Origin of the sequence: Streptomyces akebiae (assembly GCF_019599145.1) — a bacterium.
GTDB lineage: Bacteria > Actinomycetota > Actinomycetes > Streptomycetales > Streptomycetaceae > Streptomyces > Streptomyces akebiae.
This window is the reverse complement of the sequence record NZ_CP080647.1, coordinates 5,820,491-5,846,179: the sequence shown is the minus strand read 5'-3', so window position 1 is coordinate 5,846,179 and position 25,689 is coordinate 5,820,491. Positions and strand designations below refer to the sequence as shown.

23 protein-coding genes are annotated in these 25,689 nt (G+C 71.7%); 13 read left to right on the top strand and 10 right to left on the bottom strand.

Features of this window, described 5'->3' with window-relative positions; translation table 11 throughout:
• Positions 1–456 precede the first annotated feature (456 nt).
• On the bottom strand, positions 457–1,530 hold the full coding sequence (locus K1J60_RS25265) for a Clp protease N-terminal domain-containing protein (protein ID WP_259407909.1): 1,074 nt from the start codon (positions 1,528–1,530) through the stop codon (positions 457–459).
• 307 nt (positions 1,531–1,837) lie between these two features.
• On the opposite strand from K1J60_RS25265, the gene K1J60_RS25260 reads away from it, so the two are divergent.
• The 4 genes from K1J60_RS25260 to K1J60_RS25245 all read left to right on the top strand — a co-directional run bounded on the left by K1J60_RS25260 (position 1,838) and on the right by K1J60_RS25245 (position 4,464).
• Positions 1,838–2,536 (top strand): hypothetical protein, encoded by a 699-nt coding sequence (locus K1J60_RS25260; protein ID WP_220648172.1) that lies wholly within the window; start codon positions 1,838–1,840, stop codon positions 2,534–2,536.
• Positions 2,537–2,617: 81 nt separating this feature from the next.
• Entirely contained in the window at positions 2,618–2,911 is a 294-nt protein-coding gene (locus K1J60_RS25255) for a zinc-ribbon domain-containing protein (RefSeq protein ID WP_220648171.1), read from the top strand.
• A 217-nt stretch (positions 2,912–3,128) separates the two neighbouring features.
• Positions 3,129–3,269, top strand: a complete 141-nt coding sequence (locus K1J60_RS25250; RefSeq protein ID WP_220648170.1) for a hypothetical protein — start codon at positions 3,129–3,131, stop codon at positions 3,267–3,269.
• Positions 3,270–3,348: 79 nt separating this feature from the next.
• A complete protein-coding gene (locus K1J60_RS25245; protein WP_259407908.1) occupies positions 3,349–4,464 on the top strand; it encodes an alpha/beta hydrolase family protein in 1,116 nt (371 codons plus the stop codon).
• Between the two features lie 27 nt (positions 4,465–4,491).
• Here K1J60_RS25245 and K1J60_RS25240 read toward each other — a convergent pair whose 3' ends face one another.
• From K1J60_RS25240 to K1J60_RS25225, 4 genes are all read right to left on the bottom strand, one after another.
• Positions 4,492–5,271 (bottom strand): hypothetical protein, encoded by a 780-nt coding sequence (locus tag K1J60_RS25240; RefSeq protein WP_220648169.1) that lies wholly within the window; start codon positions 5,269–5,271, stop codon positions 4,492–4,494.
• A 38-nt stretch (positions 5,272–5,309) separates the two neighbouring features.
• Complete coding sequence (locus K1J60_RS25235; RefSeq protein WP_220648168.1) at positions 5,310–6,257, bottom strand: sigma-70 family RNA polymerase sigma factor; 948 nt, start codon at positions 6,255–6,257, stop codon at positions 5,310–5,312.
• The gene (locus K1J60_RS25230) at positions 6,254–6,505 is read right to left on the bottom strand and encodes a hypothetical protein (protein ID WP_220648167.1); all 252 of its coding nucleotides are present in this window, start codon (positions 6,503–6,505) and stop codon (positions 6,254–6,256) included. The genes K1J60_RS25235 and K1J60_RS25230 overlap by 4 nt, the downstream gene beginning before the upstream one ends.
• 526 nt (positions 6,506–7,031) lie before the next feature.
• The gene (locus K1J60_RS25225; protein WP_220648166.1) at positions 7,032–8,222 is read right to left on the bottom strand and encodes an MFS transporter; all 1,191 of its coding nucleotides are present in this window, start codon (positions 8,220–8,222) and stop codon (positions 7,032–7,034) included.
• A gap of 125 nt (positions 8,223–8,347) precedes the next feature.
• On the opposite strand from K1J60_RS25225, the gene K1J60_RS25220 reads away from it, so the two are divergent.
• From K1J60_RS25220 to K1J60_RS25205, 4 genes are all read left to right on the top strand, one after another.
• Positions 8,348–9,364, top strand: a complete 1,017-nt coding sequence (locus K1J60_RS25220; protein ID WP_220648165.1) for an ArsR family transcriptional regulator — start codon at positions 8,348–8,350, stop codon at positions 9,362–9,364.
• Between the two features lie 44 nt (positions 9,365–9,408).
• Positions 9,409–9,915: a glutathione peroxidase gene (locus tag K1J60_RS25215; RefSeq protein WP_259407907.1), complete on the top strand. Its 507-nt coding sequence runs from the start codon at positions 9,409–9,411 to the stop codon at positions 9,913–9,915.
• A 107-nt stretch (positions 9,916–10,022) separates the two neighbouring features.
• The gene (locus K1J60_RS25210; RefSeq protein ID WP_220651685.1) at positions 10,023–10,889 is read left to right on the top strand and encodes a MerR family transcriptional regulator; all 867 of its coding nucleotides are present in this window, start codon (positions 10,023–10,025) and stop codon (positions 10,887–10,889) included.
• 340 nt (positions 10,890–11,229) lie between these two features.
• Complete coding sequence (locus tag K1J60_RS25205; protein ID WP_220651684.1) at positions 11,230–12,909, top strand: hypothetical protein; 1,680 nt, start codon at positions 11,230–11,232, stop codon at positions 12,907–12,909.
• Between the two features lie 121 nt (positions 12,910–13,030).
• On the opposite strand, the gene K1J60_RS25200 is transcribed toward K1J60_RS25205, so the two are convergent.
• Positions 13,031–16,015, bottom strand: coding sequence for a D-alanyl-D-alanine carboxypeptidase (locus K1J60_RS25200; protein ID WP_220648164.1), 2,985 nt, complete (start codon positions 16,013–16,015; stop codon positions 13,031–13,033).
• A gap of 286 nt (positions 16,016–16,301) precedes the next feature.
• Between K1J60_RS25200 and K1J60_RS25195 the strand changes: the two genes are divergently transcribed.
• The 3 genes from K1J60_RS25195 (at position 16,302) to K1J60_RS25185 (ending at position 19,030) form a co-directional block, all read left to right on the top strand.
• Positions 16,302–17,060 (top strand): GOLPH3/VPS74 family protein, encoded by a 759-nt coding sequence (locus tag K1J60_RS25195; protein WP_033531862.1) that lies wholly within the window; start codon positions 16,302–16,304, stop codon positions 17,058–17,060.
• A gap of 586 nt (positions 17,061–17,646) precedes the next feature.
• Positions 17,647–18,504: a helix-turn-helix domain-containing protein gene (locus tag K1J60_RS25190; protein WP_033531861.1), complete on the top strand. Its 858-nt coding sequence runs from the start codon at positions 17,647–17,649 to the stop codon at positions 18,502–18,504.
• Between the two features lie 334 nt (positions 18,505–18,838).
• Positions 18,839–19,030 (top strand): DUF397 domain-containing protein, encoded by a 192-nt coding sequence (locus K1J60_RS25185; protein WP_033531860.1) that lies wholly within the window; start codon positions 18,839–18,841, stop codon positions 19,028–19,030.
• A gap of 137 nt (positions 19,031–19,167) precedes the next feature.
• Here K1J60_RS25185 and K1J60_RS25180 read toward each other — a convergent pair whose 3' ends face one another.
• Positions 19,168–20,043, bottom strand: a complete 876-nt coding sequence (locus K1J60_RS25180) for a hypothetical protein (RefSeq protein WP_220651683.1) — start codon at positions 20,041–20,043, stop codon at positions 19,168–19,170.
• 98 nt (positions 20,044–20,141) lie between these two features.
• Here K1J60_RS25180 and K1J60_RS25175 point away from each other — a divergent pair, with 98 nt between their 5' ends.
• Positions 20,142–20,930, top strand: a complete 789-nt coding sequence (locus K1J60_RS25175; protein WP_220648163.1) for an SDR family oxidoreductase — start codon at positions 20,142–20,144, stop codon at positions 20,928–20,930.
• A gap of 241 nt (positions 20,931–21,171) precedes the next feature.
• Positions 21,172–22,749, top strand: coding sequence for a sodium:solute symporter family protein (locus K1J60_RS25170; RefSeq protein ID WP_220648162.1), 1,578 nt, complete (start codon positions 21,172–21,174; stop codon positions 22,747–22,749).
• 62 nt (positions 22,750–22,811) lie between these two features.
• On the opposite strand, the gene cpt is transcribed toward K1J60_RS25170, so the two are convergent.
• The 3 genes from cpt to K1J60_RS25155 form a co-directional block, all read right to left on the bottom strand.
• Positions 22,812–23,411, bottom strand: a complete 600-nt coding sequence (cpt, locus tag K1J60_RS25165; protein ID WP_220648161.1) for a chloramphenicol phosphotransferase CPT — start codon at positions 23,409–23,411, stop codon at positions 22,812–22,814.
• Between the two features lie 37 nt (positions 23,412–23,448).
• Positions 23,449–23,928 (bottom strand): GNAT family N-acetyltransferase, encoded by a 480-nt coding sequence (locus K1J60_RS25160; RefSeq protein ID WP_220648160.1) that lies wholly within the window; start codon positions 23,926–23,928, stop codon positions 23,449–23,451.
• Between the two features lie 525 nt (positions 23,929–24,453).
• Complete coding sequence (locus tag K1J60_RS25155; protein ID WP_220648159.1) at positions 24,454–25,569, bottom strand: ADP-ribosylglycohydrolase family protein; 1,116 nt, start codon at positions 25,567–25,569, stop codon at positions 24,454–24,456.
• Between the last annotated feature and the right edge of the window lie 120 nt (positions 25,570–25,689).

The window sequence follows — 25,689 nt, the reverse complement described above, 5'->3', positions numbered from 1 at the left end:
GGCTCAGGCGGCGTGCGGGGCTGGGAGTTGGCCGTCCAGGTGAGCGGGACCGTGTCGGCGCTCGCCAGGTCCTTCCGCGGGCTGCCGTCGCTGTGCGTGGCCGGCGCTGAGGGTTCCGAGGGTTCCCGTGTGGTGCGGGCGGAAGCCGACGCCCCACCGCCACCGGAGGGGGCCCGGCAGCGGATGTGGTGAGACCGGCGAGCGCAGGGGCGGATATGCCGCTCTGCTCGTCAACGGCCCCATGGACGAGTACGAGGCGAGGAGCATCACCCTGGAGCGGACCAGGGCGGTTCGCCGTCGGGTGCGGAGCCGCGACCAGCGTGGATGAGGTTCTCGGCACGGACCGGCCCCGGGGCGACGCGCTCGACCGCGCAGAGTCCGAATGTGGCGATCCGAATGTGGCGACAGGGGTGCGACCACGGGAGGGTGGTTGGCGGGGATTGATCAGGTGGCTGGTCAGGGAGTGGGAGGGGTGGTCAGGGCCGTGATCAGTTGGTGGGCTCGGGTCTGTTCGTTCAGGAGGGACTCGACCAACGGGCCCGTGCCCGGGTCGGGTGGAAAGTCGTCCATGGGGGTGGCTGTGGGGGTGGCCGTGGGAGGCGTCTTGGAGGGGGTGGGCCTCGCCAGGTAGTGGGTGAGGGGGTGGGGGTCGGGGAGGAGGTGGACGCGGCTGTCGGTCAAGGCTTTGTGGACCGAGGTGTAGTCGAGGCCGAGGCGGGTCAGGCGTTCGCCGCCCGTGTAGCGGAGGTCCGGGGTGGGGGCGTTCTCTCCCGCGAGATGCGGGTGGTGCAGTGCGACCTCGTGCGTGGCGAGGACCGCCAGGAGGACGTGTTCCGTGCCGACCGCGTCGGCGCCCAGGCGGTGTGCCTGCTCGTACGTCTCCAGGCCCACCCACTGGGCCGGACGCGACGCCCAGTTGATCCCGGAGCGTTTGAACAGCCACCGCTTCCAGAAGGGCAGATGACGGTAGTGGTCACGGCCGAGGAGTCTGTCGCGGGTGGCGTGCAGGAGGGGGCTCAGGCCGTCCGTCGCGCCGTCGCCCGTGCCGTCGAGGCGGGCTCGTACGGCTTGGGGGGTGATACCGCAGGCGCCGAGCAGTTCCACCGCGCGGTTGTCCTCGTCCAGCAGCGCCCGCAGCAGATGCGGTGCGCCGAACTTCGCCGCGCCCTCCCGTTCCGCGTGGCCCATCGCGGTGGTCAGCGCCCTGGCGGCGGCGCCCGTGAAGCGGTCGCGTCGGCCGTCGTCCTCGCCCAGCACCTCCCGCGCGTCGACGCTTTCCTCCGCGCCGTCGGCGGCGGTCCACGCGGCGTCCTGGTCCTGCCTGTGCCGTAACACCGCCAGCAGGGCCGTCTTCGTCGCCCCCTCGCTCGCGAGTGCCTCGCGCGCGGGTCCTCTGGAGGTGGTGATGCCGGCGAGCAGGTGCTCGGTACCGAGCGGGCCCCCGCTGCCCGACTGGGCGCCTCGCGCTGCCCCCAGGATGCCCACGGTGTTCCAGTCGGGCTCCTTGACCGCTTCCATGATCGCTTCCATGCCGCCTTCCCTCTTCTCGCTGGTCCTGACGCCCAGCCTCCCCGAGCGGGGCTGCCGGCCACATCGCCCCCGAGGCGGACCTGGGCGGGCCCGGCGTGCCTCTCTGGTTGCACGCGGCGCGGCTCTGGTTGCGCGCGAGGCGGGTCTGGCCGCACGTGGCGCGGGTCTGGCCGCACGTGACGCGGCCGAGGGTGGACCTCGGCTCGTCGAGGCCTCCACCCCGCCATCACGATCCAGCCACACCCTCTCCAAAAAACCGCGCACGTACGGGATGATTCACCCTTCAACTGCACCGTGTGGGGGGACCATGAGCCACGACATCACGCCACCGCCCATGCCGGGATTCGGGCCGCCGATGCCGCCGCAGCCGCCGAAGCCGCCGAGCGGGAACCGGACGAACCTGATCATCATCGGCTGTGCCGTCGCCGTCGTCGCCAGTGTCATCGGCACGGGCATCGTCGTGACCAACGACGGCGACGGGTCGGCCTCGCCCGCGCCGACGGTCACCGTCACGAAGACGGTCGCGGCGGAGGACGCCGACACCACCGGCGACGACGGCGGCGAGGGGACCGAGGACGCCTCCGAGGACGCGAGCGACACCGCGACCGACGACGACGGGGTCTTCGCCCTCGACGACGAGGTGATCTACGACAGTGACGTAGAGGTCGCGCTCTCCGGGTTCAAGCGCGGGGTGTCCAGCGAGTACGCGGTGCCCGAGAGCACGCCCTACGTCAAGTTCAGCATCAAGATCACCAACGGGTCCGACGTCACGGTCGACGCCAACGAGATGACCGTGAACTGCGCCTACGGCGACCAGGGCAAGGAGGGCGAGGCGATCTACGACGACGGCCTCGACGGACTGCCTGACACCCGTATCCTCGCCGGACGCTCCCTCACCGTTCCGTGGGCCTGTGAACTGCCCAAGGACGAGACGTTCCTCCAGGTCGAGGTCTCCCCCGACTGGGACTCCGAGGAAGCGATCTTCACCGGCGACGTGAAGAAGTGAGGGACGGGCACACTTGAGGGCAGTGCGTACGGTGCGTGCAGCACGCGCGGTGCGTCGTTGGGCACCCCCGGGAAGGATCAGATGTTCATCATCTTCGGCACCAAGGGATACCTGTACCAGCTCGCGATACTGACGCTGGTGTGCGGACAGTGCGGCAACCCCGCCGCGCACACGCTCAGGAAGCGGGTCACGAAGTTCACGCTGTTCTTCGTGCCGCTCATCCCGATCTCGACGAAGTACCAGACGCAGTGCACCTTCTGCGGAGCCGAGCAGAAGGTCAGCGCCGAGCAGGCCGAGCGGCTCCAGGAGCAGAGCGCGGGCGCGCACGGCGGCCAGTCGTACGGCCAGCCGCAGCAGCAGCCGTACCAGTCGTGAGAACGGCCCCGGGGGGTGAAACGGCCCCGGCCGCGAGAACGGGCTGAGTAAGTCAGCTGTGGGGCGACGCTCCTTCCGCCGGAGCCGGCACGGTCGGCACGGTCGGCACGGCCGGCGCGGTCGGCACGGCCGGCGCGGTCGGCGGCGGGCTCGCCGTCCGGGCCCGTCGGCTGTTCACCGGAGCGCCGGAGGAGCCGCGCTGGGCGCGCCCGGCCCTGTGAGCGATCCTCGCCCGAAGGTCGGCAAGCTCCACTTCATCGTGGTCGGCGACAACGACCGGGGCGGCAGCAGCAGCGCCGCCTCCGAGATCGCCGCGTGGGTCAAGCAGAGTGGGTCAAGCAGAACGGCGGTGCCGTGAGCGACCACAGCGGGAGGGCGGGCCCCGGATCCCTTCCGGTCGCCCGCCCCTGCCGTCCCCGGCGCGGGATACTGGCCCCATGCGGTGGCGAGGCCGGGGCGGTGTCTCCGCCGGGCTGATGTCGGTGCCGGCGTCGGTGGTGGCGTCCGTGGTGGCGTCGACCCTGGTGTTCGTACTGGTGTTCGTGCTGGTGGCTCTGGCCGGCTGTGCCGGAGGGGAGCGCGAGGGTGCCGCCCCCACGGCGCCGCCGACCACGGGCCGGTCCCAGGCGACGAGTCCCGATCCACCTCGTACGGAGGCGTCCCCCACCCCCACCCCGACGCCCGTGAACCCGGTCTCGATCCCGGGCCTGATCGCCCGCCCCCACACCGGCTCCGACCTGCGCCTGGGCGCCGTACTGGCCCGTGCCGCCGCGTACACCAGCCACGCCGTCACGTACGAGTCCGACGGTCTGACCATCTCGGGGATCATGAACATCCCCGAGGGCGAGGGCCCCTTCCCGGCGCTGGTGCTGGCGCACGGGTACATCGACCCCGCCGTGTACACCACGGGGCGCGGGCTGGCCCGGGAGCAGGATCTGCTGGCCCGCGAGGGTTATGTCGTCCTGCACACCGACTCCCGCAACCACGCCGGCTCCGACGACGACCCCGACAACGACGTGAACCTCCGCCTCGGCTACACGGAGGACGTCATCGGCGCGGCCCTGGCGCTGCGCGACTCCGGGCGCCCGGAGATCGACGGTGACCGGATCGGTCTGCTCGGGCGGTCGATGGGCGGAGGCGTCGTCTACAACACGCTGGTGGTGGCCCCGGGGCTGTTCGACGCGGCCGTGGTCTTCGCCCCCGTCAGCTCCCGCCCCGCCGAGAACATCGACCACTTCCAGCGCCCCGACGGCGACCCGGTCGTCGCGGAGATCGAGGCCGCGCACGGCACACCCGCGTCGAACCCCGCCTTCTGGCGCGAGATCTCGCCCCTCACCTACGTCGACCGCGTCACCGAGCCGCTCCTCATCCACCACGGCACCGCCGACACCACCTGCCCCCTCGTCTGGTCGGAGCGGACCACGGCCGACTTCGAGGCGGCCGGCAAGGACGTACGCCTGATCAAGTACTCAGGCGAGGGCCACACCTTCGGCCCCCAGTGGCCCACGTCCATGCGCCGCACCCTGGCGTTCTTCGACGAACACCTCCGCTGAAGAGCACTGCCTCTGAAGGGCACTGCCTCAGCCATGGGCCGTCGGCCCCGAGTCGGAGGACTCCCGGGGGCGGCGGGGCAGGCGGGGGGAGGTGGGGTGGAGGGGCGGGGGCGTCATCCAGGAGGCCGCAGCCGAGGCGGCGGCGACGAGGATGCTGATGTGTTCGGCGAAGTCGGGGCCGGGGAGGGGGAGTTCGAAGTCGGGGTTGTCGACGTAGCCGAGGGCGACGGCACCGGGGACGTAGTGCATGACGGCGTCGACGAGTTCGGTGCGGCGGGGCGGGACGGTGCGGTCGAGGTGGGTGAGGGCGCGCAGGACGGTGGGGAAACTGGCGTCGTAGGCGGTGGGGATGCCCGGATCGGGGACGGCCATCAGGGGTTCGGGGGCCGGGCGGGTGGCGATGCTCGTCTGGTCGCGCCACCAGGCCGCCGCGTCGGTGTCGCCCAGGATCAGGTGGTGGAGGTAGAGGCAGTACGAGGCGAGGTCGTCGCCGGCGCCGGCCGCGTACTGCCACCAGGAGCGGGCGCTGTCCCCGGCGTCGGCGAGCTGGAGGATGCAGCCGAGGACGCGGGCGCCGGGCGGTTCCGGCAGGTGCTCGGTGACGAAATCCTGGAGGGCCCGAGGGGTGGTGTGGGTCAGGACCGTCTCGCAGAGGGTGCGCAGATCGCGGGCGGCCATGGTGCTCGTACGGTCGTCGTGGGGACCGGGGAGCGGCAGCAGGGCGTCGTGACGGCGGACGCCGGGGACGACGTCGTGCGGCACGTGCGGCTCTTCGAGGAGCAGGGCACGGGCCAGGAGGGCGTCCATCGGGGACGTCGGAGGCGTCGGGGATATCGGGGTGGGCATCATTCCGGGGTCTCTCCCAGGTCGTTCTGGGGGTGGAGAGCTGCGCTCAGCGTCTTGCGGGCGTAGCGGTCGGCCGTGTGGACCGAGGCGATCGGGACGCCCAGGACGTCGGCCACGGCCGCGTGGTCCATGCCGCGCAGATACGTGAGGACCATGACGTCCAGCTGGTGGGCGGGCAGCCGGCTGATGGCCCTGAAGAGGGCCATCGACTCCTCGATCTGCGCGAACCGCGCCGTCGGCGTCGACAGCAGGCTCAGGGCGACGGTGTCGAAGGCGGTGCGGGTGAGCTCGGGGTGGCCGTCGGTGTGGCGGGCCCGGGCCATGACGCTCGCGCGCAGCACCGACCACGCGAAGGGCACCACGTCGGAACTGGCCAGCGCCTCGTCCCAGCGGAACCACAGCACGTCGAACGTCTCCGACACCGCCTCGCGCGCCTCCTCCTCACCCACGAAGAGCCGGGCGTAGGCGAGATAGGCGGCACGGTTGAGTTCGGTGAACGCTCGATGCTCCAGCGGGGGTACGGTCGGGCCGGTCGACAGGGCCGTCCCGGGGCCGGGCGGCCGGTTCGGGCGCTGCTGGTCCCGGCGGCTCTGGATGCAGCCGTCTATCCAGTCCGGCTTCTTCCGCGCCTCCAGCGCGGCGGCCATCCACAGCCGCCGCATCGGCCAGGTCGGCAGGTCGAGGACGTCCAGCAGACCGTAGGTGATCTCCCAGCGCGGGTAGCGGCCCGTGCCGCGCAGCAGTTCGGAGATCTTCGACTTCGCCCAGCCCGACCGGTCGCTCAGCTCGCTGATCGTCAGGCCGCTGGCCAGGAACCGGATCCGCAGGGGCTCCAGCCAGGCCCGGTGGGCTCTGCCCACACCCTCCGCTATCGGGCCCAGCTTCCGGCCCGGCTTACCCGCCGGCGCGCCCCCTCCGGGCCGCCGCGACAGGGACGGCGGGGTCACCCGAGGCGCTCCTCGTCACCCGGTACGCGCAGGGGTTCGTCGCTCGGCACGGGCCCTGCCGTACCGGTGGTCACCGGCACGGGCCCTGCCGTACCGGTGGCCATCGACGTCACGACCTGTTCCGCGCTCAGGACGAGCGCCGGGACCGCGGCGGCGGCCGCGGCCGTCTCCCCGACGGCGACGAGCACCACGCTCCACCCGAGGACCGTCAACAACACGATGACGGATAAGACTTGCCTTCTGGACATCGGTACCTTCCAAGACATACGTACGTCCGAGAGGTCCCCTCCGCGGTGCCGACGCGTCATCGGGGAGCCGGACGTCAGCATGCTGGGCCCGATCGCCCTGACGCCATGGCCTACGGGAATCGCGGAACAATGCGACCGCCGCGCGACAGCGCGCAAGGTACCGCTCCCCAGCGCACATCAGCCGCGAAACGTGTGGCAGTACAGGCTTTCGGGGCGAAGTTCCCTCTTCCCCGGTCGCCCGGCCCGACGGTCCGCATGATGGAGACCGCAGGCGCCCCGAGCGCCGGAACCTTCCCGTCCGGGAAGTCCTGCCCCTCGTGCCGATCAAGAAGGGGCAGCCCGCTCCCGCCCTGTCCGGTCAGGACGGGTGGGAGCGGGCGGGAGCAGGTGGGAGCGGGCGAAAACGGGTGGGATCAGGCGAGAACGGGTCGGAGCGGGCGGGAGCGGGCGGCCTCCCCTCCCGGGTTCCGCTCCGCGGGACACAGCCGCTGTCGGCTGCCGCGGTCTCCGACAGGCGGAAAGGCCGTCAGGACACGGACAGAGGCGGCGTGTGCCCTGCCCGCTCGTCCCGCCCCGCCGCCCACAGCCCCAGCGTCACCGTCCCCGAGGCGACCGCCAGCAGGGTCATCGCCGTTGCCGGGGAGGTCAGTTGAGCCAACGTGCCTGCCAGGGTCGCGCTCAGGCCCTGCCAGGTGAGCATGCCTGCGGAGTGCAACCCCAGTGCGTGGCCCGTGAGTTCGGGTGGGGTCAGGGTGAGGAGGTGGCGCTGCTGGACCAGGCTCGCGCCGAAGCCGACCGAGGCGAGGGTGGCGCAGCACGCCGCCGCGGGGGTCGGCGGGTGGAGGGCGAACAGCAGGTACGGGGTCGCCAGGAGCAGGAGGAGCGGGGTGGCCAGGCGGTCGCGTACCCGGGGCGGGAGGAGGCGGCCGACCGTCACGTCACCGACCAGCATGCCGAGCGCCGCGCAGGCGAAGAGGAGGCCCGCGCGGTCGGGGGCGTACGCGACGAACAGCGACTCGCAGCCGACGACGAGGCCGTTGGGGATCCACAGGCCCAGGAAGAGGCGGCGGCGCGGGGCGGACGACCACAGGAGGGCGTTCGTGCGCCAGGTCTCGGCGACGGACGGGCGTCCGGTGGCCCGTGGGGCGCGGCGGCTCAGGCCGAGGGCGGTACACAGGGCCGCCGCCGCGTACAGGGCCGCCGACACCAGCAGGGTGACCGCCGGGGAGAGGAGGGCCACCAGGGCGCCGCCGGTCGCGTATCCGGCGATCTGCGTCAGGCCGTGCAACATGTTGAACAGCGAGCGGCCGAGCGGATAGCCGTCGCCGGGGAGGATCTCGTTCAGCAGACCCCAGCGGACTCCTCCGCCGAGGGAGGCGACCAGGCCCTGGGCCGCGATCACCGCGAAGACCGTCCACAGGGGCAGGCCGGGCAGGGCGAGGGACGCCGTGCTCGCCGCGAAGACCACGGCCAGACCCGTCGTCGTCGCCCTCGGTGGCAGGCGGTCCGCCGCCGAGAGCAGGGTCGTCGCGCCGATCACCTGGGCGAGGGACGGGCCGAACATGCTGAGGGCGGACAGGAGGGGGGAGCCGGTCGCCGCGTAGACGGAGGTGCCGAGGGCCAGGCCGCCGATCGTGGAGGCCGCGACCTGGAGGGAGGAGGCGACGAAGAGAGGCGTGAACTCCCTTGTACGGAAGAGAGATTGATAGCCGCGCATGGAGAACGAGCCTGAGGCGCGCCGCCCCTCCCCCCGTAATGTTTCGCCCACACGCGAAAGTTCGGCCGGAGTGTCGAGGGCGGGGGTCGGACACGGGCTCGCGCCGCATCTACGGAGGCGTTCCCATGGGCTGGTGGCAGGTCAACGCCGACACCCTCGCCGGCAGCCGGTTCGTCGTCTCGCCGCTCGCGGAGACGTTCGCGAGCCTGAAGATACTGCACGCCGGGACGGGCACGCATCCCGGGGAACAGGCCTGGCTGCGGGCCCATCTCCCGGCCTACCGGGCCGCGTTGGCCGAGGACCCGCTCACCGCCCTGCTGATCCGCGCCGGGCTCGGCCAGGAGTGGATCGCCGACTTCCTCACGCCCGCGCCGCGCGAGGGCGAGACGTTCGCCACCGAGATCGCCCGGGTCCGGGCCGCCGACCCGGCCGCCGCCCGCGCCCACCTCACCCTCTCCCTGCGTGGCCCCCTGCCCGCCGCCCTGCGCCGGGACGACCTGCCCGCCCGTGCAGCCGACCTCCTCACCCACGTGTGGGAGGAGGCCGTACGGCCGTACTGGGAGCGGCGGCGGCGCGTGCTGGAGGCCGATGTGCTCGCCCGGACCGCGCGGTTGGGGCAGGGCGGCTGGGCGGCCGTGCTGGACGCGATGCGACCGGGGATGCGGTGGCTCGGCGAGAACCGGCTCCAGGTCAATCTGCACGAGTACCCGCCGCGGGAGATCTCCGGGGCGCGGCTGGTCTTCGTGCCGGTCACGCCCCAGCGCACGGGGTGGGTGGCGTGGGAGGAGCGCGAGCGGTACGCCGTCGTGTACCCCTGCTCGGGCGTCCTCGCCGACCCCGGCGCCACCCCCACCGACCCCGCCGTCCCCGCCGTCCCCAGCGCTCCAGTCGTTCCCCCCGTCCCGGCCGTTCTGGGTCCTCTCCTCGGGGAGACCCGTGCCCGGGTCCTCGTCCTCCTCGACTCCCCCAAGAGCACGACTCAGCTCTGCGCCCTCACCGGTCAGGGCCTCGGCTCCGTCGGCCGCCATCTGAGGGTGCTGCTGGACGCCGGTCTCGTACGACGCGGGCGGGCCGGCCGCTCGGTGCTGTACGTGCGGACGGCGGCGGGAGAGGTGCTGCTGCGGGCGGGCCGGGGGGCGTGAACCCGACCGGAGAGGGCGTGCGCCACCGGAGATAACATCCGTTTATGACTACTGACAACGCCGCCCCCTCCGTCCTGGACGTGCAGATCGACGCCCTCAAGGGCGGCCCCGCGGACCTCGCCCAGTACGCCGGCCAGGCCGTCCTCGTCGTGAACGTGGCCTCCAAGTGCGGTCTCACCCCCCAGTACACGGGCCTCGAAGCGCTCCAGGCCCGTTACGCGGCGCAGGGCTTCACCGTGCTCGGCGTGCCGTGCAACCAGTTCCTCGGGCAGGAGCCCGGCTCGGCCGAGGAGATCGCGGAGTTCTGCTCGGCGACGTACGGCGTCACCTTCCCGATGACCGAGAAGGTCGAGGTCAACGGGGAGGGCAGGCACGCCCTGTACGAGCGGCTCGTGGACCACGCGGACGCCGAGGGCCACACCGGCGACATCCGCTGGAACTTCGAGAAGTTCCTGATCGGCCGCGACGGCTCGGTCGTCGCGCGCTTCTCGCCGCAGACCGAGCCCGAGTCGGCGGAGCTGGTCGCCGCCGTGGAGAAGGCCATCGGCTGACGCCCGCGGCGCCGCCGTTGACCTTGCCCCTGGGGCAAGGGGCACCGTCCCTCTCGCCGGGCGGAGGGCGCCCGGTGACGGAGGATGCCCCAGTGACCCCCACGGACATGGACGACCTGCTCACCATCGGTGCCTTCGCCTCCCGCGCACGGCTGTCGGCGAAGGCGCTGCGGCTGTACGACCGGCTGGGGCTGCTCCCTCCGGCGTACGTCGACGAGGTGAACGGCTACCGGTACTACCGGGCCGGCCAGGTCGAACGTGCCCGGCTGGTGGCCCTGCTGCGGCAGCTCGACATGCCTCTCGCGCGGATCGCCGAGGTCGTGGGCCTCGTCGAGCGGGACGGCACGCGGGCCGCCGAGCGGCTGGCCGCGTACTGGGCCGGGGCCGAGGAACGGTTCGCGTCCCAGCGGACCCTGGTCGCCTACCTCCGTGGACGGTTGTCAGGAACGGAGTCAGGCATGGAAGAGACGTACGGGGCTTTCACGGTCGAAACGGTCGACATCGGCCCTCAGGTGCTGCTGACCCAGTCACGGCACACCCTCGCGGACGAGCTGCCCGCATGGATCGGGGCGTCGCTCGGACGGCTGGAGGAGGGCGCCGCGGCCTGTGGAGGGGTCACCGGGGCGCCGTTCGTCGTGTACCACTCCGAGGTGTCGATGGAGAGCGACGGGCCCGCGGAGTCGTGTGTGCCGGTGGCCGACGAGGGTGCCGCACGGGCCTGGGCCGCCGAACACGGGCGGGCCTGGGAGACCACGGTGCGCGTGGAGCCGGCGGCGCGGCTCGCGTACACCCGGATCAGCAAGGCCCAGGTGGCCCATCCGCAGATCCTCGCGGCGTTCGAGGCGGTCGAGCGGTGGATCGCCGCGCGGGGTCTGCGGGTCACCGGGCCGTGCCGCGAGATCTACTTCGCGGACTGGGACGCGGCGGGCCCCGAGGACCCGGTGTGCGACGTGGCGTTCCCGGTCGCATCCTGAGCGTGTAGTCCCGGGCCGTGTAGTCCCGAGCCGAGTAGTAGCCGAGCCGAGCGGTAGCCGAGCCGTGTAGTAAGCCGTGTGGTGCCCAAGCCGTGTGGAGCCGTGTGGTGCCGGTACGGCCTAGGGGTTTCCCTACGGCCGTACCGGATCGAGCAGGACCTGTCGGCCAACTGTCAGCGGGTGATTAGCGTCTACACCAACAAACGGACAACACCCGCCCGCACGAGTCGAACGGAACGGAAGAGCCGCAGTGGCCTTTGCCGAGCTGACCCCACGACGACCCGTCTCGCGTGCCGACGGGCCGTCGCCGTCGCGCGAGCCGTGGCGGGAACGCCACCGGGTGCCCCTCACGGCCGCCCTGTGCGCCCTGCCGCTGTACTTCGTGTGGTGGGCGGTCTTCGCGACCGGCGGCGGCGATCTGGCGGCCCAGGTGGCGTGGGCGGAGTTCGCGAAGACGTACCCGGACTCCGCGGTCAACCTGTTCTGGTACGGGGGACTGCACGCGGCGAACTACAGCGTGCTCTCGCCGTATCTGATGGCGGCGCTCGGCGTCGTCCTGGTCACGCTGCTCTCGGGGCTCTCCGCGTCCTGGCTGGTCGGCGAGGTCGTCACCCGAACGGGCGTACGCGCACCGGTTCCTGTCGCGCTGGCGGCGACGTTCTCGCTGTGGTGCCAGGTGGTGTCGGGCCGCTCCACGTTCGTGCTGGGCACGGCCTTCGCGATGGGCGCCCTGCTGGCGGTGGTGAGCGGGCGCACCGGGCGGCACATCGCGGTGGCGGCGGTGTGCGCGACGCTGTCCACGTTGGGGAGCCCCGTCTCCGGGCTTTTCCTCCTCGTGGTCGGCGCCGCGTATCTGCTGTGCCGTGAGTGGGGCCGGGCGGCGGCGCTGCTCGCGCCGCCGGTGACCGTCGTCGCCGTGACCACGCTGCTGTTCCCCTTCGAGGGCGAGCAGCCCATGGCCTTCAGCCGGATATGGCCGCCGGTCGTGCTGTGCGCGGCGGTGGTGCTCGTCGCGCCGAGCGCCTGGCGGGTGCTCCGCCTGAGCGCCGCGATCTACGCGCTCGGCGTGGTCCTCTGCTACCTGATCCCCACCCCCATCGGCACCAACGTCGAACGCCTCCTGGAACTGGCGGGCCCGGCGGCGGCCCTGGCGATCTGTCTGTACCGGGGCGAGTCGCGCACGGCCGACGCCCGCCTCCCCCTGTCCTGGTTCACGCCCCGGCGGCGGACGGTGGCCGGCGCGGTGGCCCTGGTGCTCTCGGTGACCTGGCTGACCGGCAAGACGACCGCCGACATCGTCACCAACACCAAGGTGCCCGAGTGGGCCGTGAAGACCGACGGTGTGGTGAAGGAGCTGAAGCGGCTGGGCGCCTGGAAGACCCGCGTCGAGGTGGTGCCGGCCCGCGACCACCGTGAGGCCGCCATCCTCGCGCCGTACATCAACATGGCGCGCGGCTGGAACCGGCAGGCCGACGTCGAGCGCGGCCGCCTCTTCTACGAGGGTCACGGCGGGACCGAGGTGCCCGAGGGGGCCTTCACGCCGGCCGCGTACAAGGCGTGGCTGTCGCAGTGGGCCGTCGGCTTCGTCGTCCTCGTCAACGGCGAGCCGGACGGGCCCGCCGAGCTCGAACACGCGCTGGTGAGCAGCGGGCCGGACTATCTGGAGCCGGTCTGGCAGGACGCCAACTGGAAGATCTACCGGGTGAAGAACGCGACACCGCTGGTCGACAGGCCGGCCACCGTCGTCAGTGCCGACGGGGCCAACCTCGTGGTCCACATGCCGCGGGCGGGCGAGGTCACCGTCCGCGTCGCCTACTCCCCCTGGCTCTGGGCCGACAACGGCTGCCTCACCGCGGACCGCGAGTCCAACGGCGACCTCACCGAGTTCACCCGCCTCACGGTCCACGAGCCGGGCGACGTACGCATCAGCTCCCAGTACGGCGGGCCGTCACGGACCACTGCCCTGGAGTGCGAGAAGGAAGCGGACGAGAAGGCGGTGCCGGGGGACGGCGAGGAGTAGGGCGGAAGAAGGCGCGGAAGAAGGCCCCACGCGCACGAAAGCGCCCCTTCCGTCGGCATTCGCCGTTATGACGGAAGAGGCGCCTCGGTTTCGGCCGCTCAGCCCACGCGGTTTCGGCCGGTCAGCTCACGCGGGTCAGCTTCGTGAGGAAGCCGGGCTCGGTGAGGGGCTTCTGGAGGGCGACGGGAACCTCGACGCCCTCGCCTGCGCCGTCGCCGACGATCAGTGTGCCGACCACGGTGCCCGACTCCGCCTCGTGCGGGATGGTCGCGCTCGCGTCGAGTTCGAGCTTGACGGTCTTGCCCGCCCAGCCGACCGCCGAGACGTTCTTCGTCGCCACGACCGGGGTGTGGCCGCCGAGCCCGTCGTCGACGTATCCGACGACGTCGCCCTTCTTCAGGATCGTGTCGGAGGTCAGCGCGTCCTGGGCGGCGATCATGGCGGTCTTGCTGACCGCGTTGACCGTGTCGATGATCGGCGGAGTGTGCTGGCCGAGGATCGCGCCGACGACGATCGCCGTCTCACCGCCGACCTCCTGCGTGCCCGCGAAGAGGAGGTTGCCGCCGGCGGCCGTGGTGGAGCCGGTCTTGATGCCGATGGCGTTGTTGTACGGGACGAGCCGGTTGTAGTTGTCCCAGCGCTGGCCCGAGGGGTCGTACCAGACGGGCAGCCTGGTGATGTCCGTCAGGGCCTTCATCTTCACCAGCTCGTTGCCGAGCTTGACCTGGTCCTCGGCGGTGGAGACGGTCGTCTCCTTCAGGCCGGACGGGTCGGTGTACGTCGTGTTCTTCATGCCGAGGTCCTTGGCGGCGGCGTTCATCTTCTTGACGAACGCCTCCTGCGAACCGTTGCTGTCCCAACGGGCGAGCAGTCGGGCGATGTTGTTCGCGGACGGAATCATGATGGCCGCGATCGCGTCGTACTGGGAGAGCTGGTCGCCCTCCTTGACGGTGTTGAGCGTGGACTCGCCGTCCTTGTCGTAGCCGCCCTCGGTCTCCGCCTTGGCGTCGACGGGGATGGTCTCACCCTTCGAACCCGGCTTCATCGGGTGTTCCTTGAGGATGACGTACGCGGTCATCGCCTTGGCGACGGAGCCGATGGCCACCGGCTTCTGTTCGCCGAAGCTGTCCATCGTGCCGATGCCGTTGACGTCCATCCAGCCCTGGCCCTCGTCGGGCCACGGCAGGGAGACCTTGTCGCCCTCGAAGGCGTACGACGCGTCAGCGGTGAGGGCCAGGGCGGGGGTGGGGAGCGGGCGTACAGCCTGTGCGACCGCGAATACGATCACCAGCAGGATCACCAGCGGGGTCCAGATCTTGACCTTGCGGATGATCGTCCGCACCGGCGTCTGGCGCGGTGGGGGCGTGTTCGTCAGCTCCGCCAGCAGGTCCAGCGGCGGCTTCGGGGGCAGCGGCTGCTGCGTCGTCCGCTCCGGGCCCACCTGCGGGATGGTCCGCGTCGCCTCCGCCGGGGCGGGGGGTGCCCCCGCGGGGGGCCTGGGCGTCGTGGACTCGTCCAGCGACTTCAGGGCGACGAACTTGCTGGTGCGCTCGGCGGGGGCGGGGGGCGCGGGCTCGTCCACGCCGACGCCGGCCTGGGCACCCTTGTCGCCGTGGGCACCCTTGTCGCCGTGGGCACCCTTGCCGTCGTCCGCGCCCTTGTCGCCGTCAGCACCGGTGGAGACGTCGGGGCGGCCGGGGCGGGCGTCGGTCTTGGCGGGCTCGGCGTCCCGGGGGGCGGCGTCGGTCTTGGCGGGCCCGGCGTCCTTGGGGACGGCGTCGCCCAGCTTGAGCATGGTGGTGGGCTGGTCCACCGCGGGCACCCTGGGGGCCCGGAAGATCGCGGTCGGCTGGTCCACGGCCCGCCGCGCCTCGGCTCCGCCATCGCCCACCGCGCCCCCACCCGCACCACCCGTGCGACTTTCGTCGTCACCCGCGGGTGGCCCTTGCGGGGCTTCCCCACCGTCGGCGGCCACCGGTTCCTCGTCGGCGGGTTCACGTGCGTCACGGCGGGCTTCGGGTACGTCGTCGGCCGCTTCCGGTGCGCCATCGGCGGGGACCGGTTCGCCATCGGCCGCTTCCGGTGCGCCATTGGCGGGTTCCGGTTCGTCGTCGGCAAACTCGCGCGCGTCGTCAGCGGCTTCGTCCGCGCCACCAGCGGCTTCGCGTACGTCGTCGGCGGCTTCGCGTACGTCGTCGGCTTCCGGTGCGCCATCGGTGACCTGACCGGTGACTTGATCGGTGACATGCCGTACGTCGTCACCCGCCACGCGTGCGTCGCCGGCACCGTGGGGACCGCCGGCAGCGGCCTCTCCCGCGCCGTCAACGGTCTCCCGTCCGTCGGGGGCCCCATCGGCCTCCGGGCCCGCCTCCTCCCCCGCAGCGGCCGCCCGAGCGGCATCGGCGGCCTTCGCGCCGTCCTCGGTCTCGTCTCCGTCGGGGGTGGCTGCGGCGTCGGGCTCAGACGTGGGCGCGGCGGCACCCCGCTCGCGCGGGTGAGCGTCACCACCGTCCTCGTCCTCGTCCTCGTCCTCGACCTCGTCCCCGGCCGCCGGTTCCGTGTCGGTGTCCTCGGAGGCGGCCCTGGTCGGTTCGGGCCCGTCGGCCTCCGTCCGCGTGGTGCCGGCGTCCGCCTGAGCCCCGTGCGAGTCCTCGGCACCCGCCTCCTCGGCACCCGCCTGAGCCGCGTCCGCCTCAGCCGCGTCCGATCCGGCCTCGTCCGGGTGCTCGGCGTCCGTCGCGTCGGATCGGTCGGACTCCGGCTCGTCCCGCCGCGTCCCGGCGGTCCTGGACCCGGCGGTCTTCGCCACCCCTGAACCCGTCGCGTCCGCATCCGCGGCCACGTCCGGTGTCGCGTCGTCCAGCTTCAGGCCCTCCGCCTCCGCCGCCTCAAGGAGCGCTCGGCGGGAGAAGACCGCTGTCGCCTGGTCGGTCTTCGGCGTGGAGGGCCGGGACATCGCGAGGCGTGGGTCCGGGGCGGGCGTGGGGGAGCCGGAGGACTGGCCCGGGACCGAGCCTCCGGGGTCCGGAACCGCTGGCTCGTTCCCCGGCGTCGACTCCGTCGACGACTCGTACCGCTTCGACCTGTCGGGGGACGTGCCCGCCACCGATGCCTCCTCCCGCGCGCCGCCCGTCCTAGGAGCGCGCGCCCAACCGAACCGTGAACCGTGAATCCGCGAATCCGTGAAAACCCGCCGCCCGGACACTAGTCACCGGCGCACCACCGCGCCGCGCCGCTGTCCGAACCATGTACCAGTGTCCTGTGTGCGGGCTTAACCCCTCCGGTAGACGAGAACGACATACCTACCGGTTCCACTACATTCCGGTCACGCACTCTCGACAGACCAATGTGAGAGGGGTCACCCTGTCATTCATCCACGCGGGGAGGCATGGATGGGCATGAGCCGCAGAACACTTCCGGAGGAGCTTCTGCTACTGGCGCTGGACCCGGCCACGGGTACCACCGCACAGCCGCAGTCGCTCGACCTTGGTCTGGCCGGAGCGCAGCTAGTGGAGCTGGCGCTGGCCGGACGGATAGCCCCAGACGGGGATCGTATCGCCGTGGTGTCCCCACGGCCGACTGGAGATCCGACTTTGGACTGCGCGTTGGAGTTGCTGCGAAGGCGTGGCGCTCCGGTACGTGCTATCCACTGGATTGGCGGGCCGCGTCTCGGGCTCCGCCAGACCTACCTCTCGCATCTGGAGCGGTGCGGCATGGTGCATGCCGTGGCGGGCCAGATGTGCGGAGTGCTGCCGACGACTCGCTACCAGGCGAGTCAGACCGAGATCAGCCGGGAGATACGAGCCCGACTGGACTCCGCGATCCGTACCGGCGTCCCGCCGGACCCGCGGACCGCGGCGCTCGCCGCCCTGGCGCACGCGGTCGGCCTCGGCAAGCACCTGTATCCGGGGAACGAGGGACGCTCGTCCCGCTCCCGGCTGCGGGACCTGATCCGGCACGACCCCATGGGTGGCCTGGTGGCCCACGCCGTCATGGACGTGCAGAACGGCGTGGCCGCACAGCCGCGTCGCAGCCCGGCACCGACCGGCCGTCAGGCCGCCCCCGGCGCCAGGCCGCCCGCACCGGAGCCCGCGCGCGGCGTTCCGATGCAGCCACGCCGTGGCTCGATGGCCCGCGTGGTGGCGCACTGAGAACCACCCGCACCACATGAACCACCTGCACCACGCGAACCACCTGCACACGTGAACTACTTGAAGCACCGAAGCACGCGCTGAAGCACGCGCTGAGGCACCGAGGTGCGTGTGGGAGTCGGACCCCAGAGCCGCGGGTCCCGGTCCCACCGCACCACGTGCTCCGCGCATCACGCACCGCTTCGCAACGCACCGCTTCGCAACCGCACCACCCGCACATCGCACAGCCCGCACCACTTGCATCGCAGGCACCGGACCGCTCGCAGGGACCCCAGAACCCGTCCGGGAGCCGCCGGTTCGCGCGGGGCGTGTGCGGCCGTACGTACGGCCGCACACGCCCCGCGCGACCGCATGTCCGCACCCTTCTCGCGCCCTTCTCGCGCCCTTCTCGCGCCTTTCTCGCGCCCCGCTCGCAGGTGTCCCGCGAACATCCGGCGGAGATCCCTCCACGACGGGAAAGCACCGGCGCAAACGGCGCGTGCGCAGCGCATATCCGCTGTTTTCCAGCGGTACTCAGCACCTTGGTGGCAATCTGCTCAGCAACAGATACACAAAGTAGAGGCCCGCAGCCGGAGGTGCACGTCCCGTGGCGTCCAATGTCAATCCCACCGTCAGGCGACGCCGGTTGGGCCAGGAGCTGCGTCGGCTCCGCGAGCTCAAGGGCATGACCGCCGAAGAGGTCGCCGAGCGACTGCTGGTCTCCCAGTCGAAGATCAGCCGCCTGGAGAACGGCCGCCGCTCCATCAGCCAGCGCGACGTCCGCGACCTCTGCGGTGTCTACGAGGTCGAGGACCAGAGAGTCGTCGACTCCCTGATGCAGATGGCCAAGGACTCCCGCCAGCAGGGCTGGTGGCACGCGTTCGGGGACGTACCGTACAGCGTCTACATCGGTCTGGAGACCGACGCGGAATCGCTGCGGGTCTACGATCCCCAGGTCGTCCCCGGGCTGCTGCAGAGCCGCCCGTACGCCGAGGCCATCATCAGAGGCGCGCTGCCCGAGACGTCGACGACCGAGATCGACAAGCGCGTGGAAGTGCGCATACGGCGCCAGGACCGTGTCACCACCGACACCAACCCGCTGCGGCTGTGGACGGTGCTGGACGAGGCGGCCCTGCGCCGCGTGGTGGGCTCCCGGTCGGTGATGCGCGAACAGCTGGAGCACCTCATCGAGTTGTCCCAGGTCCCCCATGTCACGGTCCAGGTGCTGCCGTTCGAGGTCGGAGCCCATCCGGGCATCAACGGCCAGTACGCCATCCTGGAGTTCGTCGACGCGGCCGATTCGAGCGTGGTGTACATCGAAGGGGTGACCAGCGACCTCTACCTGGAGAAGCCGCACGACGTGCAGAAGTACACCGTCATGTACGAGCATCTCCGGGCCCAGGCGCTGAACGTGGAGCAGTCACGGCAGTTCATCGAGAACGTCGCGAAGGAGTACGCGCGCTGATCTCCTCCCGGACAGCGAACTCCCCGACAGCGGACTCCGGACAGCGAACTCCCGGCCGGCGCCTCGCTTCTCGCCCCTCGGAGCGATTTCAGACGCCCTGGAAAGCTCCTGAACGAGGAAGCGCCGGAAGATACACCCTCCACATGGCCCAATGGAAGACCATATTGGAATATGCCACCCGCACGAGTGAATAGTCGCTTCGTCTGCCGATGCTGACGAGTAGCGTCGATCACGCCAGGAGGTCACCAGTCTTGGCGCAAACCGAACCGCGGGCTCCGATGGATCCCGCGGCGCGGCGACAGCAACTCAGCGACGAACCAGCACCGGAGCAGAAATGGCAATTCAGCAAGGCGCCACGGACAGGTGGGTCAAGTCCTCCTACTCCCAGGGAAACGGCGCGTGCGTCGAGATCAAGTCCCCCGTCCTGTCCACCATGGCGGTCCGGGACTCCAAGGTCACCGACGGCCCCACCCTGGCGTTCCCCGCCGACGCGTGGAACACCTTCGTCTCCTCGGTCAAGGCCTGAGACACGGTTCCGGCCCTCGACCGAGCGCCTGAACGACAACTCCACAAGCACCACCGACAGAGCCCTCTCGACCGGCCCGCCGTCCTGGCCGAGGGGGCTCGGCCTTGCCCGGACGTCCCTGGGCCCGGCCAGGGGGCCTAGCGCAGCCGGTCCACGTACCTGTCCGTCCCCGGCACCGTGGGGACGAACGGTGCCAGCAACTCCAGCCTTCCCAGCCCGCCTTCGGCGACCGCCTCCCCCAGTCCGCCGAAGGACGCCTCCCAGCAGTCGCGTGGGTCGGCCTCCAGGAACCAGAGGAGGGTCAGGCGGGTGTCGACACCCTCGACCTGCTTGACGTACGACATCCGGTCGAGGGGCAGCGGAGTGGGCCGGAAGACCGTGACCATCGCGGCCGGTGAACCGGCGAGCCGCTTCGGGAGGTGGCGGGACCGCAGCCACTCCAGCAACTCCGCCCGCTGCTCGGGCCCTTCGGCGTCGACGACCTGGAGCACGAGGCCCGCGTACGGATGGTCGAGGGCGTGGACGTCGCGTGGCCCGGCGGCACCGTCGCGGTAGACGGTCGCCTCGTGGTCCTGGAACGCGGTGAAGACATGCGTACGGTCCTGATAGACGCGCGCGTCGCGATTCAGCCGTTTGTTGATGGCGACGGTCCAGCGCATGTGGTCGTCGTAGCGGCCGTCGGTGATCCAGTACGTGGAGAGGTAGCAGCCGGCGGTGACCGGCTGGGCGATCGCCGACTTCTCGGGGACGCGGAGGAGTTGGAGGTCGCGGGTGGCGACCCAGCGGCGACCGGCGAACATCCAGGGCATGGCCATCGCGCCCGCGTAGTAGTGGTCGTCCTCGTACCAGCGGTTGTACGCGTACTCGTGGCCCGGGTGCGGCTCGACCATCGTGATCAGGGCGTGGCCGGGGCGGACGCCGTAGGGGCCGACGGCGGCCAGTTCGGCGTACGTGGCGCTGCGGGTGTCCTCGCTCCCGCGCTCGCGCCCACTCAGGTGCTTCCCCTCGCCCATGCGCTTCCCCTCGCTCATGTGCTTTCCCTTCCGTCCACCTGCGGTCGCCCATACTCTGACGCTCCGTCAGATAATGTGCCAGAGCCGGGAGGTCTCCGATGTCACTGCTCGCGGGAAGGACCGTCGTCGTCTCGGGAGTCGGGCCCGGCCTCGGCCAGCGGGTCGCGGCCGCGGTCGTACGGGACGGCGGGAACGCCGTCCTGGGCGCGCGTACGGAGGCGAATCTCGCCAAGGCCGCGGCGGACGTGGACCCGGACGGCGCGCACACGGCGTACCGGGCGACCGACATCACCGACGAGGCACAGTGCTCGGCGCTCGCGGCGCTGGCGCGGGAGCGGTTCGGTGGTGTGCACGCGGTGGTTCACGTGGCGGCCTGGGACAGCTACTTCGGAGGGCTGGAGGACGCCGACTTCGCCACCTGGCAGGCGGTCCTCGACGTGAACCTGCTGGGCACCCTGCGGATGACCCGGGCCTGCCTGCCCGGCCTGAAGGCGGCCGGCGGCGGCTCGGTCGTCATCATCGGCACACAGTCGGCGGTGGCCGCGCCCTCACAGGTGCGGCAGGCGGCGTACGCGGCGTCCAAGGGCGCGCTGACCAGTGCGATGTACTCGCTGGCCCGGGAGCTGGGGCCGCACCGGATCCGGGTCAACACCGTGCTGCCGGGCTGGATGTGGGGACCGCCCGTCGAGGCGTACGTACGGTTCACGGCGCACGGTGAGGGCGTGCCCGAGGCGGAGGTGCTGGGCCGGCTCACCGAGCGGATGGCGCTGCCGGAGCTGGCCACGGACGGGGACGTGGCGGACGCGGCGGTCTTCCTGGCGTCCGACCGCGCACGGGCGATCACCGGCCAGTCGCTGCTCGTCAACGCCGGGGAACTGATGCGCTGACCGCGGCGTCGGCCGAGGTGCCGACCCGGGTGCCGACCCGGCCTCGGCCGGTGTTCCGCCGTGCGGCGGCAGTGATCCTTTTCGGCCATTCGAGGTTCATATACATAAACCCAAGTCATCGCCCGGAACTTCTTTACCTCCTCTTGACCTTCCACTTCCTTGCCGTGGGCATGCCACCGAACCCAGAGTTCACATGCCTGACCCAAGTCTGAACCTGGCGGCGGACCCTGGAAGGGGGCCCATGAATAGTCTCGACTGGGCCGTGCTCATCGGCTACTTCGGTGTGATGGTCGCGATCGGCGTCTGGTCGCACAAGCGCGTGGACAACGTCAGCGACTTCTTCACCGCCGGAGGCAAGATGCCCTGGTGGCTCTCCGGCATCTCGCACCACATGTCGGGCTACAGCGCGGTGATGTTCACCGGCTACGCCGGCATCGCCTACACCTACGGCGTCACGTCCTTCGTGACCTGGTCGTTCCCGATCGCCCTCGGCATCGCCATCGGCTCCAAGCTGTTCGCGCCGCGGATCAACCGGCTGCGCTCACGGCTGCATGTCGCCTCCCCGCTCGAGTACCTGAAGAACCGTTACAACCTGGGCACCCAGCAGGCGTTGGCCTGGTCCGGCATGCTGCTGAAGATCGTGGACGTCGGTGCCAAGTGGGCCGCGATCGCGACCCTGCTGTCGGTCTTCACCGGCGTGTCCCTGAACCAGGGCATCCTGATCACCGGCACGATCACGGCCGTCTACTGCACGATCGGCGGACTCTGGGCCGACGCGCTCACCGAGTTGGGCCAGTTCGTCATCCAGCTCCTCGCCGGTATCGCCATGTTCATCGCCGTGGTGGCGAAACTCGGCGACTACGGCGGCTTCTTCGGCGTGTGGGACCACCCGAAGCTGGACGGCCACGCCGAACCGCTGGTGGGCCCCTACGGCACGGTCTTCCTCCTCGCCTTCCTGTTCATCAAGCTCTTCGAGTACAACGGCGGCATGCTCAACCAGGCCCAGCGCTACATGGCCACGGCGACCCCGCACGAGGCCGAGCGCTCCGCCCGGCTGTCGGCCGCCCTGTGGCTGGTCTGGCCGCTGGTGCTGTTCTTCCCGATGTGGATGTCGCCGCTGCTGGTGACGTCGGAGAAGGGCGACGGCTCCGACTCGTACGCCCTGATGACCGAACAGCTGCTGCCGCACGGGCTGCTGGGCCTCGTCATCGTCGGCTTCTTCTCCCACACGATGGCCATGTGCTCGTCCGACGCGAACGCCATCGCGGCCGTCTTCACCCGGGACTGCGCGCCGGTGATCTGGCGCCGGGCGCGAAGCTGGAGCGAGGGGCAGGGGCTGCGGGTCGCCCGGATCACGACGGTCGTCTTCCTCGGTCTGTCCATGGCGGCGGCGACCCAGGTCAACTCGCCCGCCTTCAAGGACATCATCACCGTCGTCATCAAGTGGGTGGCGGGTCTGATGGGACCCATGGCCATCCCGATGATGCTGGGCCTGCTGCGGCCGTTCCGGCGCTCCGGTCCGACGGCGGCGCTCACCAGCTGGGCGTGCGGGCTGTTCGCCTTCTGGCTGGTGAACTACCCGATCCACTGGAGCCTCGACGGCGGCGTGCCCCTGCAGTTCCAGGTGTCCATCCCGCTGGCCGTCTCGTTGGTCCTGTACATCGTCATCGGCTTCATCAAGCCCGAGGACACTCCCGAGCGGCTCGCGATCATCGAGACGATCAACTCGGACGGCGACGGGGACGGCCGGGGCGCGGCCGGGGCCGTGGCCCCCGTGCCGGCCCAGGGCAAGGACGCGTCCAGCCCCAGCGGGGTCTGAGGGCGAGGAAGCCGGCACGGAGGGTGCCGTGAGGGTCGTTCCCGGGGTGACCGGGGCGGCCCTCACGTGGGTCGGCGGACGTGGGCCGCGATCGCGCGGGCGCAGGTCAGGGACTCGGTGTGGGTGGTGTCGACCTCCAGGTCGTAGTGGACGCCCCGGTGGACGAGGTCCGCCTGGGCGACGGCCATGCCCCGGACCCGGTCGCCGCGGGCGATCTCGCGGGCGGCGGCCGCGGTGGGGTCGCAGCGGACGCCTACCCAGAGGACGCCCAGCGGGCCGTCGTGGTCGGACCGGCGGTCGTGGCCGTCGTGGTCGGACCGGCCGTACTGGTCGTCGAAAAGCTTCTGCCAGCGCTGCTGGGAGGCGGCTCCGCCGAGGAAGACGTCGTCGACGATGATGCGGGCGCCCGCGCGGGCCATGGCCACGATGCCCCGGGCCCAGGCCTGTTCCAGGGCGCGGAAGTCCGCTCCGACGGCGACCGCGCCATCGGCGGAGATGTCGAGGCCGCCCTCCGACGTCTGCATCCTCGCGGGCATGGCGTCGATGAGGGAGTCGACCCCGAACGTGAGCCACTGGTCGGGCAGTTCGGCCTGCAAGCACCGGACGATGCCGGACTTGCCCGAGCTGGAACCGCCGTTGAGGATGATCATCTGGGTGGTCATCGGGTCACGGTAGGACGCCTCGGCCACGGCACGAAAGCTATTTCGACGGCGGTGGGAGTGGGAGCGGGCCTGCCGGCCGGGGCGGCGTGCGGACCATGAACACGTCCACCGGGTCCTCGGTCTCCACGTGGAAGCCGTGACGCTCGTAGAGACGTCTGGCCGGGCTGCCCTGGAGGACGTTCAGGCGGACCGGTACGCCGTCGTGGTCGCAACGGGTGAGGAGGGTGCCGAGGACGGCTGTGCCGATGCCGGTGCCCTGGAGGCGGGGGGCGAGGTAGAAGTGCTCCAGCCAGTGCGCGTCGGCGGCCGGGCGGAGGGCCACGCAGCCGGCGAACGTGTCGGCGACCTCGATGATCCAGGTGTGGGCCGGGTCGAACGCGTCGCGGAAGCGGCGGCGGACGCGGTCGGGGTCGTAGCGGCCGAGGCGTTCGAGGTCGGGCCGCATGACCACGGCGCGCAGCTCGGCGACGGGCTCGACGTCCGTCGCCGAGGCCGGACGTATGTTCCAGTCAGCCATGATCACCACGCTACCCGGCCGTTGCGTCGCCGCTGCGCGGGGTTTGCGCCGGGCTTGCGCCGGGCGCTGCCGGGCTCTGTGGGTATTTCGGGTGCGCGTGCGTCGTGGCCGGGCGCGCAGTTCCCCGCGCCCCTCTGGGGTGGGCCGGGGGTGTGAGGCGTGCAGGCACGGCGGGCGTACGGCGTCCGCCGGGCTCCGTGGGTATTTCGGGTGCGCGTGCGTCGTGGCCGGGCGCGCAGTTCCCCGCGCCCCTCTGGGGTGGGCCGGGGGTGTGAGGCGTGCAGGCACGGCGGGCGTACGGCGTCCGCCGGGCTCCGTGGGTATTTCGGGTGCGCGTGCGTCGTGGCCGGGCGCGCAGTTCCCCGCGCCCCTCTGGGGTGGGCCGGGGGTGTGAGGCGTGCAGGCACGGCGGGCGTACGGCGTCCGCCGGGCTCCGTGGGTATTTCGGGTGCGCGTGCGTCGTGGCCGGGCGCGCAGTTCCCCGCGCCCCTTTCGGGTGGGCCAGGGGTGCGCGGGGGCTCTGGGTCAGGCTCGGGGGTAGCGGGTCAGCCAGCCTGGGACCGCTCCGGCGGGGGCGTGGAGGGCCGGGCCCTGGGTCATTTCCAGGGCGAAGTCGTCGGCGAGGACGAGGATGGTGGGGCGGCCCTCCAGTTCGGCGAGCCAGGCCGGCGGCAGGGCCGTCTCCCCGTGGAGGGCGCCGAGGAGGCCGCCCGTCAGGGCGCCGGCCGCGCCCGAAGGGCCCCCGTGGTTGACGGCGAGGCACAGACCCTGGCGGATGTCCTCGCCGACGAGGGTGCAGTACACGGCGACGGCCAGTACCCCGGCGGCCGCGCCGTCGCCGGACAGTCGCTCGACCACGGCGGGGGACGGCGTGCCCTGGCGGACGGCGGTGACGGCCTGCTGGAGGGCCTCGGCGACGGGCTGGTGGCCCGGGCGGGCGGCCAGCAGCACCAGGGTCTTCTGGACGGCGGCGTCGAGGCTCTCGCCGCGCGCGAGGGCGTGCACGATGACGGCGTACGAGCCGGCGGACAGGTACGCGACGGGGTGACCGTGGGTCTGGGCCGCGCACTCGACGGCCAGCTGGAAGACCAACTGGGGCTCCCAGCCCACGAGAAGGCCGAAGGGCGCGGAGCGGGCGGCGGCCTCGGCACCGGACGCGCCGGGGTTCTTGGGGGCGTCGAGGGTGCCCATGGTCCCGTCGCCCAGGCCGAGGAGGCAGATCAGGGAGGGGTCGCGGCGCGCGTAGAGCCACTCCTCGCGCGCGAGCCAGCCGTCGTCCTTGCGGCGTTCGTCGGGCCCCCAGTCCCGCTGGGTCGCCGACCAGCGCAGATACGCCCGGTGCAGATCGGTCGGCGGGTGCCAGACGCCCGTGTCCCGGCGCACCTGGGCGCGGATCAGGCCGTCGACGGTGAACAGGGTGAGCTGCGTGAGGTCGGTGATCGCGCCGCGTCTGCCGTACGCGGAGGCCAGATCGGTCAGCCACTCCGGGCCGTACGCCTCGCCGATCTGCGCCAGGGTGAGCTGGTCGACCGGCGCGCCCAGCGCGTCGCCCATGGCCGCGCCCAGCAGCGTTCCGCGCACCCGGCTGCGGAAATCCTGCTGCTCGACACGCCCCCAGACGGCACCGGCTGTCGCACCCACCCCGGCCTCCTCACGGCCCCTGCCCGATCCGTACGTCAGTACGTCAGTACATCCGTACGCCCGTACGGCTCGACAGTCCAGCACTGTAATAGAACGGGAACGGTCCGTTCAGGGCTCCGG